Source organism: Streptomyces vilmorinianum (assembly GCF_005517195.1).
In the GTDB taxonomy this organism is placed as follows: Bacteria; Actinomycetota; Actinomycetes; order Streptomycetales; family Streptomycetaceae; genus Streptomyces; species Streptomyces vilmorinianum.
This window is the reverse complement of record NZ_CP040244.1, coordinates 5,714,496-5,734,115: the sequence shown is the minus strand read 5'-3', so window position 1 is coordinate 5,734,115 and position 19,620 is coordinate 5,714,496. Positions and strand designations below refer to the sequence as shown.

At 72.8% G+C, this 19,620-nt stretch carries 14 protein-coding genes; 8 read left to right on the top strand and 6 right to left on the bottom strand.

Annotated features, from left to right (window positions below):
• Positions 1 to 37 precede the first annotated feature (37 nt).
• The 6 genes from infB to FDM97_RS26470 all read left to right on the top strand — a co-directional run bounded on the left by infB (position 38) and on the right by FDM97_RS26470 (position 9,990).
• On the top strand, positions 38 to 3,127 hold the full coding sequence (gene infB, locus FDM97_RS26495; protein ID WP_137993006.1) for a translation initiation factor IF-2: 3,090 nt from the start codon (positions 38 to 40) through the stop codon (positions 3,125 to 3,127).
• 137 nt (positions 3,128 to 3,264) lie between these two features.
• Positions 3,265 to 3,558 carry a DUF503 domain-containing protein gene (locus tag FDM97_RS26490; protein ID WP_137993004.1) on the top strand — a complete coding sequence of 98 codons (294 nt, stop codon included), beginning with the start codon at positions 3,265 to 3,267 and terminating at the stop codon, positions 3,556 to 3,558.
• 29 nt (positions 3,559 to 3,587) lie between these two features.
• The gene (gene rbfA / locus FDM97_RS26485; RefSeq protein WP_137993002.1) at positions 3,588 to 4,031 is read left to right on the top strand and encodes a 30S ribosome-binding factor RbfA; all 444 of its coding nucleotides are present in this window, start codon (positions 3,588 to 3,590) and stop codon (positions 4,029 to 4,031) included.
• The gene (gene truB / locus FDM97_RS26480; RefSeq protein WP_137993000.1) at positions 4,028 to 4,930 is read left to right on the top strand and encodes a tRNA pseudouridine(55) synthase TruB; all 903 of its coding nucleotides are present in this window, start codon (positions 4,028 to 4,030) and stop codon (positions 4,928 to 4,930) included. Before rbfA ends, truB begins: the two co-directional genes overlap by 4 nt.
• Before the next feature lie 196 nt (positions 4,931 to 5,126).
• Positions 5,127 to 9,005 (top strand): trypsin-like peptidase domain-containing protein, encoded by a 3,879-nt coding sequence (locus FDM97_RS26475; RefSeq protein WP_137992998.1) that lies wholly within the window; start codon positions 5,127 to 5,129, stop codon positions 9,003 to 9,005.
• 31 nt (positions 9,006 to 9,036) lie between these two features.
• Positions 9,037 to 9,990, top strand: coding sequence for a bifunctional riboflavin kinase/FAD synthetase (locus tag FDM97_RS26470; protein ID WP_137992996.1), 954 nt, complete (start codon positions 9,037 to 9,039; stop codon positions 9,988 to 9,990).
• 7 nt (positions 9,991 to 9,997) lie between these two features.
• Here FDM97_RS26470 and FDM97_RS26465 read toward each other — a convergent pair whose 3' ends face one another.
• Positions 9,998 to 11,215, bottom strand: a complete 1,218-nt coding sequence (locus FDM97_RS26465) for a cytochrome P450 (protein WP_254705769.1) — start codon at positions 11,213 to 11,215, stop codon at positions 9,998 to 10,000.
• Between the two features lie 201 nt (positions 11,216 to 11,416).
• On the opposite strand from FDM97_RS26465, the gene FDM97_RS26460 reads away from it, so the two are divergent.
• Together FDM97_RS26460 and FDM97_RS26455 are read left to right on the top strand one after the other, a co-directional pair.
• A complete protein-coding gene (locus tag FDM97_RS26460) occupies positions 11,417 to 12,550 on the top strand; it encodes a type III polyketide synthase (RefSeq protein WP_137992993.1) in 1,134 nt (377 codons plus the stop codon).
• 42 nt (positions 12,551 to 12,592) lie between these two features.
• Entirely contained in the window at positions 12,593 to 13,597 is a 1,005-nt protein-coding gene (locus tag FDM97_RS26455) for a hypothetical protein (protein WP_137992992.1), read from the top strand.
• A gap of 43 nt (positions 13,598 to 13,640) precedes the next feature.
• On the opposite strand, the gene FDM97_RS26450 is transcribed toward FDM97_RS26455, so the two are convergent.
• From FDM97_RS26450 to FDM97_RS26430, 5 genes are read right to left on the bottom strand one after another with little or no spacing between them, the layout of a single operon-like run.
• Positions 13,641 to 14,786, bottom strand: coding sequence for an ABC transporter ATP-binding protein (locus tag FDM97_RS26450; protein WP_254705768.1), 1,146 nt, complete (start codon positions 14,784 to 14,786; stop codon positions 13,641 to 13,643).
• Positions 14,783 to 15,748 carry an ABC transporter ATP-binding protein gene (locus tag FDM97_RS26445; RefSeq protein ID WP_137992991.1) on the bottom strand — a complete coding sequence of 322 codons (966 nt, stop codon included), beginning with the start codon at positions 15,746 to 15,748 and terminating at the stop codon, positions 14,783 to 14,785. The genes FDM97_RS26450 and FDM97_RS26445 overlap by 4 nt, the downstream gene beginning before the upstream one ends.
• Positions 15,745 to 16,647, bottom strand: coding sequence for an ABC transporter permease (locus tag FDM97_RS26440; protein ID WP_137992989.1), 903 nt, complete (start codon positions 16,645 to 16,647; stop codon positions 15,745 to 15,747). Before FDM97_RS26440 ends, FDM97_RS26445 begins: the two co-directional genes overlap by 4 nt.
• Complete coding sequence (locus tag FDM97_RS26435) at positions 16,644 to 17,708, bottom strand: ABC transporter permease (protein ID WP_137992987.1); 1,065 nt, start codon at positions 17,706 to 17,708, stop codon at positions 16,644 to 16,646. The genes FDM97_RS26440 and FDM97_RS26435 overlap by 4 nt, the downstream gene beginning before the upstream one ends.
• Positions 17,709 to 17,712: 4 nt before the next feature.
• Positions 17,713 to 19,551, bottom strand: a complete 1,839-nt coding sequence (locus FDM97_RS26430) for an ABC transporter substrate-binding protein (RefSeq protein ID WP_137992985.1) — start codon at positions 19,549 to 19,551, stop codon at positions 17,713 to 17,715.
• Between the last annotated feature and the right edge of the window lie 69 nt (positions 19,552 to 19,620).

Here is a 19,620-nt window from a genome sequence, read left to right as displayed (position 1 = left end):
CGACGGTCCGGCGGTAACCGGACCTAAAAGGAGCGAAGTGGCTAAGGTCCGGGTATACGAACTCGCCAAGGAGTTCGGTGTGGAGAGCAAGGTCGTCATGGCCAAGCTCCAAGAACTCGGTGAATTCGTCCGTTCGGCGTCCTCGACAATCGAGGCGCCGGTCGTGCGCAAGTTGACTGATGCGTTGCAGGGTCCCGGCGGTAGCGCCGGCAAGACCGCTGCGAAGCCTGGCGCGCCTCGTAAGGCCGCCCCCTCGAAGCCCTCGGCGCCGTCTCCGGCCGCCGCGGCACGTCCCGCTGCCCCCAAGCCCGGCGCCCCGGCCCCCAAGCCGGCGCCCGCCGCGCCCGCGGCCCCGGTCACTCCGGCCGCCCCGGCGAGCAGCACCCCTTCTCCGGCTCCGGCCGCCTCGGGCCCCCGCCCGGGTCCGAAGCCCGCGCCCAAGCCGGTCACGCCGGCTCCGGCCGCACCCGAGTTCACCGCGCCTCCGTCGGCTCCCGCCGCCGGTCAGCGTCCCGGTGGCGCGACCCCGGGACCCCGTCCCGCCGGCGAGCGTCCCGCCCGTCCGGGTCAGGGCGCGCCGCGTCCGCAGGGCCAGGGTGCCCCGCGTCCGCAGGGCCAGGGCGCGCCGCGTCCCGGCGCCCGTCCGGCCGGTCCCCGTCCGGGCAACAACCCCTTCACCTCGGGTGGCTCCACCGGAATGGCGCGCCCGCAGGCGCCCCGTCCGGGTGGCGGCGCCCCCCGTCCCGGCGGCGGTGCCGTTCCGGGTGCCCCGCGTCCGCAGGGCGGCCCCGGTGGCGCCCCGCGCCCCCAGGGTCAGGGCGGCGCGCGTCCCACCCCCGGTGGGATGCCTCGTCCGCAGGCTCCCCGTCCGGGCGGCGCGCCCGGCGGTAACCGTCCGAACCCCGGCATGATGCCGCAGCGTCCCGCTGCCGGCCCGCGTCCCGGTGGTGGCCCCGGCGGTCGTGGCCCCGGTGGTGGCCCCGGCGGTCGTCCGGGTGGCGGCGGCGGTCGTCCCGGCGGCGGCGGCTTCGCCGGCCGTCCGGCCGGTCCCGGCGGTGGCGGCGGCGGCTTCGCCGGTCGTCCCGGTGGTCCCGGTGGCGGCGGCGGTCGTCCGGGTGGTCCCGGCGGCGGTGGCGGCGGCTTCGGCGGTCGTCCCGGCGGCTTCGGTGGCCGTCCCGGTGGCCCGGGTGGCCGTGGTGGCACGCAGGGCGCCTTCGGTCGTCCCGGCGGTCCCGCGCGTCGCGGTCGCAAGTCGAAGCGTCAGAGGCGCCAGGAGTACGAGGCCATGCAGGCCCCGTCGGTCGGCGGCGTGATGCTGCCTCGCGGCAACGGCGAGACCATTCGCCTGTCGCGCGGTGCGTCCCTCACCGACTTCGCCGAGAAGATCAACGCCAACCCGGCGTCGCTCGTCGCGGTGATGATGAACCTCGGCGAGATGGTCACGGCCACGCAGTCCGTCTCCGACGAGACGCTGCAGCTCCTCGGCGACGAGATGAACTACACGGTTCAGATCGTCTCCCCCGAGGAGGAGGACCGCGAGCTGCTCGAGTCCTTCGACATCGAGTTCGGCGAGGACGAGGGCGGCGAAGAGGCTCTGGTCTCCCGTCCGCCGGTCGTCACCGTCATGGGTCACGTCGACCACGGAAAGACCCGACTGCTCGACGCCATCCGCAAGACGAACGTCGTCGCGGGCGAGGCCGGCGGCATCACCCAGCACATCGGTGCCTACCAGGTGGGCACCGAGGTCAACGGTGAAGAGCGCCGCATCACCTTCATCGACACCCCGGGTCACGAGGCGTTCACCGCCATGCGTGCCCGTGGTGCGAAGTCGACCGACATCGCGATCCTCGTGGTGGCGGCCAACGACGGTGTGATGCCCCAGACGATCGAGGCGCTGAACCACGCCAAGGCGGCCGGTGTGCCGATCGTCGTCGCGGTCAACAAGATCGACGTCGAGGGCGCGGACCCGACCAAGGTTCGTGGTCAGCTGACCGAGTTCGGTCTGGTGGCCGAGGAGTACGGCGGCGACACGATGTTCGTCGACATCTCCGCCAAGCAGGGTCTGCACATCGACTCCCTGCTGGAGGCCGTCGTCCTCACCGCCGACGCCTCGCTCGACCTGCGGGCCAACCCGAACCAGGACGCGCAGGGTATTGCGATCGAGTCCCACCTCGACCGCGGTCGCGGTGCCGTCTCGACCGTCCTGGTCCAGCGCGGAACGCTGCGCATCGGCGACACGATGGTCGTCGGCGACGCGTACGGCCGTGTCCGGGCGATGCTCGACGACAAGGGCAACAACGTCGAGGAGGCGACCCCGTCGACTCCCGTCCTGGTCCTTGGTCTCACCAACGTCCCGGGTGCCGGCGACAACTTCCTGGTGGTCGACGAGGACCGTACGGCCCGTCAGATCGCCGAGAAGCGCGCTGCGCGTGAGCGCAACGCCGCCTTCGCCAAGCGCGTCCGCCGGGTGTCCCTCGAGGACCTCGACAAGGTGCTCAAGGCCGGTCTGGTCCAGGAACTCAACCTCATCATCAAGGGCGACGCGTCCGGTGCGGTCGAGGCTCTCGAGTCCTCGCTGCTCCAGCTCGACGTCGGCGAAGAGGTCGACATCCGTGTCCTGCACCGCGGTGTGGGTGCGGTCACCGAGTCCGACATCGACCTGGCCATGGGCTCCGACGCCATCGTCATCGGCTACAACGTCCGCGCTGCGGGCCGTGCCGCGCAGATGGCGGAGCGCGAGGGCGTCGACGTCCGGTACTACTCGGTGATCTACCAGGCCATCGAGGAGATCGAGGCGGCGCTCAAGGGCCTCCTCAAGCCGGAGTACGAAGAGGTCGAGCTCGGTACGGCGGAGATCCGCGAGGTCTTCCGCTCGTCCAAGCTGGGCAACATCGCCGGTGTCCTCATCCGCTCGGGCGAGGTCAAGCGCAACACCAAGGCGCGCCTCATCCGCGACGGCAAGGTCATCGCGGAGAACCTCAACATCGAGGGTCTGCGCCGCTTCAAGGACGACGTCACCGAGATCCGCGAAGGCTTCGAGGGTGGTATCAACCTCGGAAACTTCAACGACATCAAGATCGACGACGTCATCGCGACGTACGAGATGCGCGAGAAGCCGCGCGTCTGATCGCAGCAGTGAGCAGGGGCCGGTCGCCGGAAGTTATTCCGTCGATCGGCCCCGGCCGTTGCGTGTACGGTTCTGGTGTCCCTGCCAAGCGGTTGGCGGGGCCACTGAACCCGAACCGGCGGGACATCCGGACATACATGTATGTGGGGACACTGTCCTTCGATCTGCTCCTCGGCGACGTACGTTCGTTGAAGGAGAAACGCTCCGTGGTACGGCCGATCGTCGCCGAGCTCCAGCGCAAGTTCGCGGTGAGCGTGGCGGAGACCGGCGGCCAGAACCTCCATCGGCGGGCCGAGATCGGCGTCGCGATGGTCTCGGGGGACACGGGGCACCTCACAGACGTACTGGACCGGTGCGAGCGCTTGATCGCCGCCCGGCCCGAGGTGGAGCTGCTGTCGGTGCGACGCCGGCTCCACACTGATGAAGACTGAATGAGCAAGGCAAAGAAGGAGAAGGACCAGTGGCCGACAACGCGCGGGCGAAGAAGCTGGCGGACCTCATCCGGGAGGTGGTCGCCGAGAAGCTGCAGCGCGGCATCAAGGACCCGCGCCTGGGTACGCACGTGACCATCACGGACACCCGCGTCACCGGTGACCTGCGGGAGGCCACGGTCTTCTACACGGTCTACGGCGACGACGAGGAGCGGGCCAGCGCGGCCGCCGGCCTGGAGAGCGCCAAGGGCATCCTGCGCTCCGCCGTCGGCGCCGCGGCGGGGACGAAGTTCACCCCGACGCTGACCTTCGTCGCGGACGCCCTCCCGGAGACCGCCAAGACGATCGAGGACCTCCTCGACAAGGCGCGGGCCTCGGACGCCCAGGTGCGACAGGCGTCCTCGGGCGCCACGTACGCCGGCGACGCGGACCCGTACCGCAAGCCCGGTGACGAGGACGACGCCGCCGAATGAGCCAGCAGCACACCAAGACGCCCGACGGCCTTGTCATCGTCGACAAGCCGTCGGGCTTCACTTCGCACGACGTCGTGGCCAAGATGCGCGGGATCGCCAGGACCCGCCGGGTCGGCCACGCGGGCACGCTCGACCCCATGGCGACGGGCGTCCTCGTCCTCGGCGTGGAGCGGGCGACGAAGCTGCTCGGTCACCTCGCGCTGACCGAGAAGGAGTACCTCGGCACCATCCGCCTCGGCCAGACGACGATCACCGACGACGCCGAGGGCGAGATCACGGCGTCCGTGGACGCGTCCAAGGTGACCCGTCAGGCGATCGACGCGGGCGTGGCGGAGCTGACCGGCGCCATCATGCAGGTGCCGTCGAAGGTCTCCGCCATCAAGATCGACGGCAAGCGGTCGTACGCGCGCGTGCGCGGCGGCGAGGAGTTCGAGATCCCGGCCCGTCCGGTGACCGTCTCCTCCTTCCAGGTGTACGACGTGCGGGACGCCGTCGCCGAGGACGGCACGCCCGTGGTCGACCTGGTCGTCTCCGTGGTCTGCTCCTCCGGTACGTACATCCGGGCGCTCGCCCGCGACCTGGGCGCCGGGCTCGGCGTGGGCGGTCATCTGACCGCGCTGCGGCGGACCCGGGTCGGCCCGTACAAGCTGGACTCGGCGAAGACGCTCGACCAGCTCCAGGAGGAGCTGACGGTCATGCCGGTCGCCGACGCGGCCGCGGCGGCGTTCCCCCGCTGGGACGTCGACGAGAAGCGGGCCCGGCTGCTGCTGAACGGCGTCCGCCTGGAGATGCCCTCGTACCCCGACGGCCCGGTGGCCGTCTTCGGGCCTGAGGACCGGCTGCTCGCCCTCGTGGAGGAGCAGAAGGGCAAGGCGAAGAGCCTCGCCGTCTTCGGCTGACCTGTCTCGTAGGTCATGGTGGAGCGGGCACGCGCGCGTGCCCGCTCCACGATCCCCCTCCGGGGACTGTCTATCCACTCGGATCCGAGCATTCACCCCTTCGAGCAGGCGCTCGGAGTGAACCGGGGGAGCGCTCGGGGGCGCGTTCGTCCGGCGAGCTTCTCGAAGTGATCACCGTCGACCTACCGTCGACACCATGGGACGCGGGGACCTGGCGACACTGGTACGGATCTGCGATCGAGCGGGCCGGCCGCGCGGAACGGGCTTCGTCGCCGACGACCGGGGGACCGTCGTCACCAGCCACGAGGCCGTCGACGGGCTCGTACGGATCGTCCTGCACGCCTCCGGCGAGCGGACGTGCCTCGCCGAGGCCGACGCCATCACCGCCCTGCCCGAGTCCGGTCTCGCGCTCGTCCGCACCGAGGGACTCGGCGTCCGCCCGCTGCCGGTCTCGGCCCGCACGGAGGTCGAGGCCGGGATGTACGTACGGATCGCCGCGCACGGCTGGCGCGAGGCGCGGGTCCTGGGCGCCGCGACCGTCACGTACACCGCCACCGACCGCTTCCACGTCCTCCGGAACGCCTGGGAGCTGGCCATCGGCACCGAGGGCGCCGAGGCGCTGCGCCTGGGCGGGCAGGCCGCGGGCGGGCCCGTCGTGGACCCCGCCACCGGAGCCGTCCTCGCCGTCCTCGGCACCGCGCTCCACGGCGAGCGGCCCGCCGCCGGATACGCGCTGCCGCTCGCGGCCGTGGAGCCGCTGGCCGCGCTGCTGCGGCGGAACGCCGCGACCGTGCCGTGCTACGGGCGGGAACTCAACCTGGCGGGCGTCCTGGAGCTCACCGCCACGTCGACGGGATCGGCCGGCGCGCCCAAGGCATGGACCGAGCCCGTCGAACGGGCCGACTGCGCCCGGGAGTTCGCGTCCTTCGCGAGCGGAGAGGCGCTGGTGCTCGCGCTCGTCGGCGTCCCCGGGACGGGCCGCACCACGGCGCTCGCCGCGTACTGCGCGGAGCGGGCGAGGGGCGCCGCACCGGCCCCCACCGTCTGGCTGCGCGGCGCCGACCTGCGCGCGGAGGACGCCTCGGTCGCCGACGCCGTCGGCCGCGTGCTGCGCGAGGCCGGCCGGATCGTCGCCGCGTCCGGAGCCCGTGGCGACGCCACCACCGCCACCCCCGAACGGGCCGCCACGCTCGCCCGCGAGGCCGGCCGCCCCCTGCTGATCGTCCTCGACGGCCCGGAGGAGATGCCCCCGGCGCTCGCCCACCGCCTCCCCGCCTGGACGACGGGCACGGAGACCTGGCTGCGCACCCACGGCGTCCGCCTCCTCCTCGGCTGCCGCCCGGAGCACTGGGAGGTCGCGGGACGGCTGTACGCCCCGGAGTCCCTGCACCCACGGGACCCGCGGACCGGTCCGGAGGGGGTGGGCGGCTCGGCGTCGATGCGCGGGCCCGATACGGCCGGTGCCGTGGTCGTCGGTGACCTCTCCGAGGACGAGTCGGGGCTCGCCCGGGGACGGTACGGGCTCGCACCCACCCACCTGGCGGCCGACGACACCCGGCATCCGCTCGCGCTGCGGCTGCTGGCCGAGGTGCGCGAGGCGCTGCCCGGGGAGGTGCCGGGAAGGCCCGGGCGGGACGAGATCTTCGGTGCCTACCTGGACCTGATGTCTCTGCGGATCGCGGTACGGATCGCCGCCGGGTCCCGCCCGCTCGTGCGCGGCACCGCCGTACGGCGGCTCGCGGCGCGGGTCGCGGGGCAGGTCCACGAGGCCGCCCGGCGGTGCCTCGGCCCCGGGCAGGGCGAACTGGACCGGGAGTCCTTCGAGGAGCTCTTCCCCTGGCGGACGGGCTGGGCGTCCGCCGTCCTGACCGAGGGCCTCGTCGTCCCGGCAGGACCCGGCTACCGCTTCGGCCACGAGGAGCTCGCCGACTGGGTGCAGGGCGCGCACCTGGACGTCGACGGGGCGCTGCACGCGCTGGTCCACCGCTGGCACGAGGGCGCGCCCGTCCGCCTCCCGTCCCGGCGCGGCGCGCGGCCCGGCGCCCCCGGCTCGGGCTCCGGCCCCGGAGCGCCGGATCCCCTCCCGGTGCCCCGGCACCGGATCGGCCCGGTCGTCCAGGCGCTGCTGCTCATGGGCCGCGAACAGGGCCCCGTCGCCCTGGGGCTGCGGCTCACCGGCCTGGCCGAGGCCCTGGACCGCCTCTCCGCCGCCGGCCTGGGGGCCACCGACGCCGCCTGGTGGGGCTCCCGCCTGCTCGCCCAGGCCCTCCAGGGGCTCCCGGACCCCAGGCCGTACCTCCCCGTCCTACGCCGCCTCGCCGACCTCATCGGTGCGCGTCCGTCGCCACAGACGACCCGACCCGCCCTCCCGCACCACGAGGCCGGACCCGTTCCGGCTCAGAGGGCACCCGAGCCGCAAGGCCCTGGTCCTGGCACCCCGCCCGACGCGAGTGCCGCGGGCCCGGGCTTCGGGACGTCTCCCGGCGCCCTCGCGCCCTCGTTCGGCCCCCACGCGGGTGCCGCGAGTCCGGGCTTCGGGGCGCCTGCCGGGGGCGTTCCGGTTCAGAGGGCACCCGAGCCTCATGGCCCCGGCCCGGTCACGCCGCCCGACGCGGGTGCCGCGGGTCCGGGCTTCGGGGTGCCTGCCGGCGCCCTCGTGCCCTCGCGTGTGCCGCGACCCTGCGTCCCGCCCGAGGGAGCGGCCCTCACCCCCTTCGGGCCCCCCTTCTGGGTCGCCCTTCGGCTCACCGAGGGAGAGCGGCTGGATCTGCTGCGGCGGCTCGTGCCCGCCGACGCCGCGCCCGGGGGTGACGCGGCGCCCCGGTATCTCGACGCCGTCGCCGCCCGGCTCGTCGCCGAGCCCCGGGGCGTACAGCCGCTGCTCTGCCGCTGGTTCGGCGACGGGCGGGCGCTTGCCGCCGCCCCGTACGCCACCGTCGGCACCGCCGCGCAGGCGCTGCTGCACACCCACCGCGACCTGGCCGTCGACGACCTGTGCGAGGCGCTCGTCGCCACCGCCCACCCGCTCGCCGAGGGGCTCCTCGCCGTGCTCGTCGAGGACGAGCCGTCCGCCGTGTGCCGGGCCGTGGACCGGTGGGCGCACGACGACGGCCGGCCCGCGCGCCGCGCCGCCGCGGCCGCGTACGGATGCCTGGTCGCCGAGCACGTCACGACCGACCCCGACCGCGAACTCCTGCGGTACACGGCCCTCGCCCTCCTCGCCCGTCCCGGCGACGCCGCCTTGCACGGCGACGCCCTCGGTCTCCTCGTCCGCGACCCGCACACCCGCGCCCGGCACCTGCCCCGCGCCCTGGGCGACCCGCGGGTCCCCGCGAGCGCGCTCGCCACCGCGCTGCCCACCCACCCCGAACCGGTGCTCGCCGCCCTCCAGGCCCGGCTGCACGGGCCGGGGGAGGCCGCGGGGGAGACCCTGCGGGCGCTCGCCGAGGTCACCACCCCCGCCCTCGCCCGCCGCGCCGCCGCCCTCGTACGGGAGTACGTCGACCGCCGGCCCTCCGACACCGCCGCCGCGGCCCACGTCGCCGCCTTCGTCGACCGCCGCCTCGAACACGGCCCGGCCGCCCGCGCCGTCCTCTTCCCCCTGGTCACCGGCCTGCTCCGCGGCCGGCCCGTGCAGGTCCGCAGCGCGCTCGCCCCCGTCCTCGCCGCGCCCGGCACCGGCGCCTCCCGCCTCCTGCGCACCGAACTCCTCGACGTACTCCTCGACCACGAGCGGTACGAGGCCCGGGACCTGGCCGTGCTCGACGCCCTGCTGCGGGCCGCCGCCCTCGACTGCGAGCGGCGCGCCGAGGTCCGCACCCGCGACCTCGTCCACCGCACCGGCCTCCTCCTGGCCCGCACCCCCGAAGGCGCCACCTGCCTCGACCGGCGGCTCGTCGAGCTCGCCCGCGAAGTCCCCGCCTTCGCCGCACAACTGGCCGGCTGGCTGGCCGCCGCCCCCGGCGAATGGTCCGCCGTCGTCGCTCCCGGCACCCGCCGTACGCTCCGCGGCCTCGGCAGTTCCATGCCGATGCGGGCCGAGGGCCGTGGGCATGGCAGTCTTAGACCTGCGTAATCGGCGAACAGGCGGACGAGGAGCGGTCACAGTGCAGCGCTGGCGTGGCTTGGAGGACATTCCCCAGGACTGGGGGCGCAGCGTCGTCACCATCGGCTCCTACGACGGTGTGCACCGCGGGCACCAGCTGATCATCGGGCGGGCCGTGGAGCGCGCCCGTGAGCTCGGCGTCCCCTCCGTCGTCGTCACCTTCGACCCGCACCCCTCCGAGGTCGTGCGGCCCGGCAGCCACCCGCCCCTGCTCGCCCCGCACCACCGGCGCGCGGAGCTCATGGCGGAGCTGGGCGTCGACGCGGCCCTCGTCCTGCCGTTCACGGCCGAGTTCTCGCAGCTCTCCGCCGCCGACTTCATCGTGAAGGTCCTCGTCGACAAGCTGCACGCGAAGGCCGTCATCGAGGGCCCGAACTTCCGCTTCGGACACCGGGCGGCCGGCACCGTCGACTTCCTGGCCGAGCTGGGCGGCACGTACGACTACGAGGTCGAGGTCGTCGACCTCTTCGTGAGCGGCACGGCGGGCGGCGGGGAGCCGTTCTCCTCCACGCTCACCCGCCGCCTGGTCGCCGAGGGCGACATGGAGGGCGCCGCCGAGATCCTCGGCCGCCCGCACCGCGTCGAGGGCATCGTCGTCCGCGGCGCGCAGCGCGGCCGCGAGCTCGGCTTCCCGACGGCCAACGTCGAGACCCTGCCGCACACCGCCATCCCGGCGGACGGCGTGTACGCGGGCTGGCTGACGGCCGCCGGCGAGCGCATGCCGGCCGCGATCTCCGTCGGCACGAACCCCCAGTTCGACGGCACGGAGCGGACGGTCGAGGCGTACGCGATCGACCGCGAGGGGCTCGACCTGTACGGCCTGCACGTGGCCGTGGACTTCCTCTCCTACGTCCGCGGCATGCTGAAGTTCGACACCCTGGACGATCTCCTGGTGGCGATGGCCGGGGACGTCAAGCGCTGCCGCGAGCTGACCGAGGCGTACGACCGGCCGTAGCCGCCCCTCACCACGTGACGATCAGCTCCTTCGGGCCGCGGATGAGCCCCTTGGACTGGAACACCGTCTCCTCGGCCGGGCCCGCGAGCCGCAGTTCCGGATAGCGCCGCAGCAGGGTGGAGATCATCACCTCGGACTCCATCCGGGTGAGCATCGCGCCCATGCAGTGGTGCGGTCCGTGTCCGAAGGACACATGGCCGGTGCCCGTCCGGTCGAAGTCGACCTCGTGCGGGTCCTCGAAGACCGACGGGTCCCGGTTGGCGGCGAGGTAGGACGCGTACACCGCCTCGCCCGCCCGGATCAGCACCCCGCCGACCTCGACGTCCTCGGTGGCGATCCGGGGGAGTCCGACGCCGTTGCGGTGCGGGATCCAGCGCAGCAGCTCGTCCACGGCCTGCGGCAGCAGCTCCGGTTCCGCGCGCAGCCGGGCCATCAGATCCGGCCGGGTGAGCAGCAGGTACACCATGTTGGCGCTGTTGTTCCGTACCGCGTGCGCGCCGCTGATCAGGATCGCCATGGCCAGCGAGACGGCCTCGTCCTCGCTGATCCGGCCCTCCTCCAGCGCCTCGGCGAGCTCCCCGGCGAGATCGTCCTGAGGCTCGGCGCGCCGCCGTTCGAGCAGCCGGGTGATGTAGCCGTGGATCTGGGCCTTGGCCGCCCTGCTGCCCTCCGGACCGGGCCCCGAGGAGAGGATCAGATCGGGCCAGGACGCCAGCTCCGCACGGTCCTCCTCGGGGATCCCGAGCAGATCGCAGACCACGGCCATCGGCAGCGGGCCGTGCAGATGCCGCATCAGATCGGCGGGCCGGCCCGCCCGCTCCATCGCGTCGAGCAGCCGGTCCGTGCTCGCCTGCGCCATCGGGCGCAGCCGCTTGGTGTTCTGACCCGTGAAGGTCTTGGTCACGGCCTTGCGCAGCTGGGTGTGGTACGGCGGATCGGCGTAGTTCAGGGCCGCCTTCGAGGCGACCATGTGGCCGGTCATCCCGGTGACCATGCGGTCGAGCAGGGCCGTTCGGCTGAAGCGCGGATCGGAGGTCACCGCGCGTACGTCCTCGTACCGCGTGACCAGCCACGCCTCGTTCTCGGCGGCGAACGGCAGCCGGATGCGGGCCACCGGCTCCTCGTGGAGCAGCTCGGTCAGCAGCGGGTCGAAGTCCAGCGCGGGCAGGTCGTCGACCGCCCAGTCACGTACCGGCCGTGCTCCGGCCGCGGATTCGGAGGTCATCTCGGAGGTCATGAGGAGGCTGTTCCCGGCCGGGGGCGGCCCCGATACGCCGCGCGCCCACTGCCCCCTGAACGGACGCAGACACACGTCGCCGTGATAACGCTCCGTGGCGCCCCGGCGACGCTCGCGGTTGCGGGGTCGGGTCCCCCGGGTGAGTGTGGGCGGCAGTTCGCGGTGTACGAGAACGAAGGAGCGACTGTCGTGGTGACTCTGTGCAAACCCGCGGTGTCCGTACCGGAGTACGTGATCACGAGGGAGGAGACGCTCGCCCTCGCCCGGTCGCTCCACGCCGATCACCCCCAACTGCCGCTGGCGCTCCGGCTCATCGAGAACACCGGCGTCACCCAGCGGCACATCGTCCAGCCCATCGAGGAGACCCTGAAGCACCCCGGCTTCGAGGAACGCAACGCGCTCTACGAGAAGGAGGCCAAGGCGCGGGTGCCGAAGGTCGTCGAGGAGGCGCTGCGCAACGGAGGGCTCCGCCCCGCCGACATCGACATGATCGTCTACGTGTCGTGCACGGGCTTCATGATGCCGTCCCTCACCGCCTGGCTGATCAACACGATGGGCTTCCCGAGCCACACCCGGCAGGTCCCCATCGCCCAGCTCGGCTGCGCGGCCGGCGGCGCGGCGATCAACCGCGCCCACGACTTCTGCGTCGCCTACCCGGACGCCAACGTCCTCATCGTGGCCTGCGAGTTCTGCTCGCTCTGCTACCAGCCGACCGACCTGGGCGTCGGCTCGCTGCTCTCCAACGGCCTGTTCGGCGACGCGGTGGCGGCGGCGGTCGTACGGGGCAGAGGCGGCACCGGGATCGGCCTGGAGCGCAACAACTCCTACCTGGTGCCCGACACCGAGGACTGGATCGCGTACAGCGTCCGGGCCACCGGCTTCCACTTCCTGCTCGACAAGCGGGTGCCGACCACCATGGAGCCGCTGGCCCCCGCGCTCCGCGAGATCGCGGGCGCGCACGGCTGGGACGCGGGCGCCCTCGACTTCTACATCATCCACGCCGGCGGGCCGCGCATCCTGGACGACCTCAGCCGCTTCCTCGAAGTCCCGCCCGAGGCCTTCCGGTTCAGCCGGTCCACCCTCACGGAGTACGGGAACATCGCCAGCGCCGTCGTCCTGGACGCGGTGCGCAGGCTCTTCGAGGCCGGCGGGCTGCCCGAGGGCGCCCGCGGCATCATCGCCGGATTCGGTCCCGGCATCACCGCGGAGATGTGCCTGGGCCGGTGGACGACGGCCGCCGTGCCCTCCCTGGAGCCCGATCTGAAGGCCCGCAGGATCGTCGGCTGCCCGGCCCCTGTCCAGTCCGCGCCCACGACCACCTGACAGTCCCCTGGTTTTCTCGCCCGTTCCGCAAAGGAGACCCGTATGCCCGTCACGCCACCCTCCCTCCGCCGGACCGTGCGCGGCCCCGCCGCGCTCACCGCGCTGTGCGCCGGCATCGCCGCCGCGTCCCTGGCCGGCGCGCCCGCGCAGGCGGCCGGACCCCAGCAGGGCCGGGTGCCCATGCACCAGTGCTGGGTCAACGGGGTCGAGGCACCCCCGGGGGACACGGTCAACGGCACCGCGAAGGACGACAACATCTTCTGCGACAGCGACCTGGACAACGTCACCGTCTGGGGCGGCGGGGGGAACGACTACATCGAGGTCAGGGGTCTGGTCATCGACTCCGCCGTGATGGGCGGCGAAGGCGACGACGTGATCCGCACCAAGCACCTCGTGCCCCAGAACAGCTTCAGCATGGTGCGGGGCAACCGCGGCAACGACGTCATCAAGGTCGCCACGGTCGTCGGCGACGGAGCCAAGGGCGCCGTCGTCCACGGCGACGACGGCGACGACAAGATCACCACCGGCTCGGTGTCCGGCGCGCCGACCAAGTTCAACCGCGGTGGCGGCATCGTGACCGGCAACGACGGCGCCGACACCATCAAGGTCGGCGTCATCGATTTCTCCGGCCGGGTCCTCGGCGGCAGCGAGAACGACATCATCGAGGCGAAGGCCCTCGGCCCCGAGTCCGGCGGCCTCATCCAGGCGGGCCCCGGCGCCGACACGATCAGCGGCCCCGAGGGAGCCGTCCTGATCGTCGGCGAACACTGGGGGAGCGTGGACGGCGGCGTCGGCAAGGACGACTGCAAGGTGAAGTCCGTCTCGACGCGCACGGCGATCAGCAGCTGCGAGATCCTGCCGCCCGCCGCCGCGACCGACGCCGCGCAGAAGCCGGCCCAGCCCGCGGCCCAGCCTGCGGCGGAATCCGCAGCCCAGCCCGCAGCCCAGCCCGAGGCCGACCTCGCCGCTGAGCCTGGGGCGGAGTCCCCGGCCGACCTCGGGGCCGAGCCCGCGGCCGACCTCGCGGCCCAGGACCCCAGCAGCTGACGGTCCGTACGACGCGTGCCGCCGGGGCCGGCCCCTCCGGCGGTCACGCGCCGCCCGCCACCCAGTGACAGGCCACGTCCCGCGCGCCGCTTCCGCCCAGCACCCGCAGCTCCTCACCCCGGCAGCGGTCCGCGACCGCCGTCGCCTCCCCCGAGGCGAGGACCTGGCAGCGGGCGTGGAAGCGGCACCCGGACGGGATGCGGGACGGGTCCGGGGGCTCGCCGGTCAGCACCACCGGCTCGCCCCCGGACTCCGGCAGCACCGACAACAGCGCCCGGGTGTACGGGTGCTGAGGTGACGTCAGTACCGACTCCACCGTCCCGGTCTCCACGATCCGCCCCAGGTACATCACCGCCACCCGGTCCGCGATGTTCCACGCCAGACCCAGGTCGTGCGTCACGACCAGCGCCGAGAGCCCCAGTTCGTCCCGCAGACGCAGCAGCAGCGCCAGGATCTCGCCCCGTACGGACGCGTCCAGCGAGGCCACCGGCTCGTCCGCGACGATCAGCTCCGGCTGGAGGACCAGGGCACCCGCGATGACGACCCGCTGCCGCTGCCCGCCGGACAGCTCGTGCGGGTAGCGCAGGAAGAAGCGCTCCGGCGGCCGCAGCCCGGCACGCGACAGGGCCTCCCCGACAGCCGCCCGCTCGTCCCCGTCGTACCCGTGGATCCGCAGCCCCTCGGCCACCGCGTCGTACACGGTGTGACGCGGGTTCAGCGAACCGCTCGGGTCCTGCAGGACGAGCTGGGCCCGCTTCCGGTACGCCTTCAGGGCGCGGGAGGTGTACGACAACGGCTCACCGGCGAAGGTGACCGAGCCGGACGTCGGCGGCACCAGACCGAGCAGCGAGCGCGCCAGCGTCGTCTTGCCGCACCCCGACTCGCCGACCAGCGCCACGATCTCGCCGGCACCGATGTCCAGGTCCACCCCGTCCACCGCGCGCGCGGCCGGCGCGCCCCGCCGCCCGGGAAAGGCGACATGCAGACCGCTCGCCGACAGCAGCGGCCGAGCCGACTCCCGCCCCACCGCCCCGGACACCACGGGCTCCGACGCCGCGGGTTCCGACGCCGCGGGTTCCGACGCCGCGGGCTCCGACGCCGGGGCGGCCGCGACCGAAGCCCCCGACGCCGCCGCTCCGGCGCCCGCCTCGGGCGCCGACTCCTGCGACTCCGACAGCTCCGCACTCATGACGCACTCCCGACGTGTACGCAGGCCGCCCGGCGCCCCGCGCCCGCCTCCCGCAGCTCCTGGTCCTGCTCGGCGCACCCCTCCACCGCCACCGGACAGCGCGGGTGGAACGCGCACCCGCCCGGCAGGTCCGCCGGGTCCGGCGGATCGCCCGGCAGCCCGCGCGGCGCCCGCCGGGACGCCGGGTCGCCGATCCTCGGGAACGCCGAGGACAGCGCCCGCCCGTAGGGGTGCTCGGCCGTCTCGTACACGGCCCGCGCCGGGCCCTCCTCCACCACCCGCCCCGCGTACATCACCGCGAGCCGGTCACAGGTGTCGGCCAGGACCGCCAGGTCGTGGCTGATCATCAGCAGACTGATGTCGTCGTCGGCGACCAGCCGCTCGATCAGCCGCAGGATCTGCGCCTGGATCATGACGTCCAGCGCGGTCGTCGGCTCGTCGGCCACGATCAGCCGCGGATCGCAGGCGAGCGCCATCGCGATCATCACCCGCTGGCGCTGCCCGCCCGACAGCTCGTGCGGATACGCGGCCGCCCGCGCCGCCGGAAGGCCGACGTGCTCCAGAAGCTCCCCGACCCGCTTCCGCACCGCCGCCGGGGTGGGACGCCCATGCACCAGGAGCGGCTCGGCGATCTGGTCGCCGATCCGGTGCACCGCGTTGAGCGAGTGCATCGCGCCCTGGAAGACGATCGACGCCCCCGCCCAGCGCACGGCCCTCAGCCGCCCCCACTTCATGGCGAGGACGTCCTCGCCGTCGAGCAGGATCTCCCCGGTCAGCCGCGCCGAGGCCGGCAGGAGACGCAGCAGGGCAAGCGCCATCGTCGACTTCCCGCAGCCCGACTCGCCCGCGACCCCGAGCTTCTGCCCGGCGGCCAGCGTGAGATCGACTCCCCGTACGGCGGGGACGGCGGCCGCCCCCGACCCGTACGTCACGCTCAGGTTCCGTACCTCGAGCAGGCTCATCGCCCCACCCCCAGCTTCGGGTTCAGTACGGACTCGACGGCCCGCCCGCACAGCGTGAAGGCGAGCGCGACCAGCGCGATCGCGATCCCGGGCGGGGCGAGGTACCACCAGTGGCCCGAGGAGACAGCACCGGCCTCCCGGGCGTCCTGGAGCATGCCGCCCCAGGACACCACCGTCGGGTCGCCGAGGCCGAGGAAGGCGAGCGTCGCCTCGGTGAGGATCGCGGTGGAGATGCCGAGCGTGGTCTGGGCGAGCACCAGCGGCATCACATTGGGCAGCACGTGCCGGCTCATGATGTGCCCGTGTCCGCCGCCCAGCGCCGTGGCCCGTTCGATGTACGGACGGGACTCCACCGCGATCGTCTGGGCGCGCACCAGCCGGGCCGTGGTCGGCCAGCTGGTGACGCCGATCGCCAGGATGACCGTCCACATCGAGCGGGACATCACGGTGGCGAGCACGATCGCGAGGACGAGGGTCGGCATCACCAGGAACCAGTCGGTGATCCGCATGACGACGGTCGAGAACCAGCCGCCGTAGTGGCCCGCGACGATCCCGACGAGCGTGCCGATGGCGACCGAGAGCGCCGCCGCGAGCAGGCCGACGAGCAGCGAGATCCGGGCTCCCCAGAGCAGCAGGCCGAGCAGAGGCCGCCCGAACTGGTCGGTCCCGAGCGGGAATTCGGCGCTCGGGGACTCCAGGGCCGTACCCGGAGCGTTCGTCACGGACCGCACGTCGGCGCCGACGATCAGCGGGGCGGCGAGGGCGAGCAGAGCGATCAGGGCGAGTCCGGCCAGGCCGTAGAGACCGGCGCGGTGGGTGCGGTACTGCTTCCAGAAGCGGGACACCGTACCGCGGCGGCGTGCCCATGCGAGAGAGGAGGACGTCGTGGGAGAGGTCATCGGCCCACCCGGGGGTCGAGCAGCGGATAGAGCAGATCGGCGATCAGGTTCATCACGATCATCGCTCCGGCGAAGACCACGAACAGGCCCTGGACGAGCGGCAGATCGGGCACGCTGAGCGCCTGATAGAACAGCCCGCCGAGCCCCGGCCAGGAGAACACCGTCTCCACGAGGATCGAACCGGCCGCCACATGGCCCAGGTTGATGAAGACCATGGTCACGGTCGGAAGCAGCGCGTTCGGTACGGCGTGCCGGCGCCGTACGACGTCGTCGCGCAGGCCCTTCGCCCGCGCGGTCGTCAGATAGTCGCTGCCCATCTCGTCGAGGAGCGAGGAGCGCATGACGAGCAGGGTCTGCGCGTAGCCGACGGCCACCAGGGTGAGAACCGGCAGCACCATGTGGTGGGCGACGTCGAGGACGTACGCGAAGCCGGTCTCGCCCGCGCCCGACTCCATGCCGCCGGTCGGGAAGAGCCCGGGAACCGGCCCTATGCCGACGGAGAAGACGATGATCAGGAGCAGGCCGAGCCAGAACGAGGGCACGGACCACAGGGTCAGCGCGACACCCGTGTTCAGCCGGTCGCCGAGCCCGCCGTGGCGCCAGGCGGAGCGGGTGCCGAGCCACAGTCCGAGCGTCGAGTAGATGACCACGGCGACACCGGTGAGCAGCAGGGTCGCCGGCAGCTTCTGCGCGATGAGATCGCCGACCGGGGCGTGGAACTGGTACGAGGTGCCCAGGTCGCCGCTCAGCGCCTTGGCGCAGTAGTCCGTGAACTGCTGCCACAGCGGCAGATCGAGCCCGAACTGCTTGCGCAGCGTGGCCAGTTGCTCGGCCGAGGTGGGCACGCCGTGGGTCATCGCCTTCACCGGGTCACCGGGGATGATCCGGAAGAGGAAGAAGCTGGTGACGAGCACGGCGAGGAGCGAGACGGCCGCGCCGCCGAGCTTGCCCGCCACATAGCGGAGGTACGCGAGGGTGGAGCCGGTGCGGGAAGCGCCGCCGTCCGTGGCGCGGACCGGCTCGGTCCGCGCCACGTCGGCGGGCGTGCTTGCTGTCGTCACGTCACTACTCGCGGTCGTCCGCGGTGGACCGGCGCCGGAGGACGGTCCAGACGCCGACCCCGACGAGGACGATCGCCGCCGGGCCGACGACCAGCCAGACGGTCGACGATCCGCCGTCCGAGCCGTCGGACGCGGAGCTCGCCGCGGGCACGGCCGACCACCAGCTCCAGTAGCCGTCCTGGCCCCAGAGATTGCCGGCGGCCTCCGGCATCGTCGTGATCGACTTGATCTGGTCCGTGCGGTACGCCTCGAGTGCGTTCGGGTACGCCATGATGTTCATGTACCCCGTGTCGTACAGCCTCGACTGCATCTGCTTGACCAGATCCGCCCGCTTGGCGGCGTCATACTCCACCGACTGCTGCGCGTACAGCGCGTCGAACCGCTGGTCGCAGATGAAGTTGTCGGTGGCGCCGGTGTCCTTCGGGGTCGCGGGCAGTGTGCCGCACGTGTGGATCGACAGGACGTAGTCCGGGTCGGGGTTGACCGACCAGCCGTCGAAGGCGAGGTCGTAGTCGCCCTTCGTCCACGGGTCGCCGACGTTGTCGAGGCACTCGACCTTCAGCCCGACGCCGAGCTTGCCCCACCACTCCTGGAGGTACTTGCCGATCGCCTTGTCGTTCGGGTCGGTGGCGTGGCACAGGATCCGGAAGTCCAGCGGCCTGCCGTCCTTGCCGACCCGCTTGCCCTCGCCGTTCTTCTTGTATCCGGCCTGGTCGAGGACCTGCTCGGCCTTGGCCGGGTCGTAGGCCAGCTTCTGCTCGGCGCTCGGCTGCCAGAAGTACGCGTCGAAGCGCGGCGGGATGTACCCCTCGCCCTCGACGGCATGGCCCTGGAAGACCTTGTCGACGATCGTGGTCCGGTCCACGGCGAGGAAGAGCGCCCTGCGGACCGCCGGGTCGAGCAGCGCCGGGTGGCCGTTGCCGAAGGTCTTGCCGTCCCTGGCCTTCGCGCCCGGGTTGGTGGCGAGAGCGAAGAACCGGCGGCCGGGAGCGTCGTTGACCTTGATGTTCTTCGCGGACTTCAGGGCGGCGGCCTGAGCGGGCGTCAGATTCGGTACGAAGGACACCTCGCCCTTCTGCAGCGCGGCGACCGCCGCGTCACCGTCCTTGTAGTACTTGAAGACCAGCTCGTCGAACTTGGGCGCGCCGCGCCAGAAGCCCTTGTTCGGCTTCAGCTTGATGTACTGATCGACCTTGAAGTCCGTGATGACGAAGGGACCGTTTCCGACGATCGGGAACTGCTGGTCGTTGTTGAACTTCGAGAAGTCGCCGACCTTCTCCCAGACGTGCTTGGGCACGATCGGCACGTCGAGCGCCGTCATCGTGGCCTGCGGCTTCTTCAGCTCGATGACGAGCGTCTGCGGGTCGGGCGCCGTGACCGTCTTGAAGTTGGACGTGAAGCTGCCGTTCGCGGTGGCGGCGTTCTCGTCCGTCATCATCTTGTTGAAGGTCCAGGCGGCGTCCTCGGCGGTGGCCTGCTTCCCGTCGGACCACTTCGAGTCCTTGCGGATCGTGTACGTCCAGGTCAGCTTGTCGGGCGAGGACTTCCACGCGGTCGCCAGGCCCGGGATCGGCTTGGCGTCCTTCACGTCGTAGTTCGTCAGGTACTCGTAGGCCAGCCGGTGGATGCTGGTGGAGACGAGCTTCTGGGCGAGGAAGGGGCTCAGGGAGTCGACGCTCTGCGAGACGGCGACGGTGAGGGTGGTGCCGCCTTCCGCGGCGTGGGCGGCGGTGGTGGTGGCCTGCGGGACGGCCATCAGCGTGGTGGCGGTGACGCCTGCGGCGAGGAGCAGCCGGGGGAGTCTTCGCGGGGTGGCGGGGCGGGGCGGAACCTTCTTGACCATGACCATAGGACGTACCTCGCGTCGTGGATCTTGGGCGCCAACTGATGAAGCGAAGGTTTATCAGCGCTG

Coding starts and splice junctions, on each gene's coding strand:
- FDM97_RS26490 (WP_137993004.1), top strand. CDS start 3,265: ATGTATGTGGGGACACTGTCCTTCGATCTGCTCCTCGGCGACGTACGT.
- truB (WP_137993000.1), top strand. CDS start 4,028: ATGAGCCAGCAGCACACCAAGACGCCCGACGGCCTTGTCATCGTCGAC.
- FDM97_RS26475 (WP_137992998.1), top strand. CDS start 5,127: ATGGGACGCGGGGACCTGGCGACACTGGTACGGATCTGCGATCGAGCG.
- FDM97_RS26465 (WP_254705769.1), bottom strand. CDS start 11,215: ATGACCTCCGAATCCGCGGCCGGAGCACGGCCGGTACGTGACTGGGCG.
- FDM97_RS26455 (WP_137992992.1), top strand. CDS start 12,593: ATGCCCGTCACGCCACCCTCCCTCCGCCGGACCGTGCGCGGCCCCGCC.
- FDM97_RS26450 (WP_254705768.1), bottom strand. CDS start 14,786: ATGAGTGCGGAGCTGTCGGAGTCGCAGGAGTCGGCGCCCGAGGCGGGC.
- FDM97_RS26445 (WP_137992991.1), bottom strand. CDS start 15,748: ATGAGCCTGCTCGAGGTACGGAACCTGAGCGTGACGTACGGGTCGGGG.
- FDM97_RS26440 (WP_137992989.1), bottom strand. CDS start 16,647: ATGACCTCTCCCACGACGTCCTCCTCTCTCGCATGGGCACGCCGCCGC.
- FDM97_RS26430 (WP_137992985.1), bottom strand. CDS start 19,551: ATGGTCAAGAAGGTTCCGCCCCGCCCCGCCACCCCGCGAAGACTCCCC.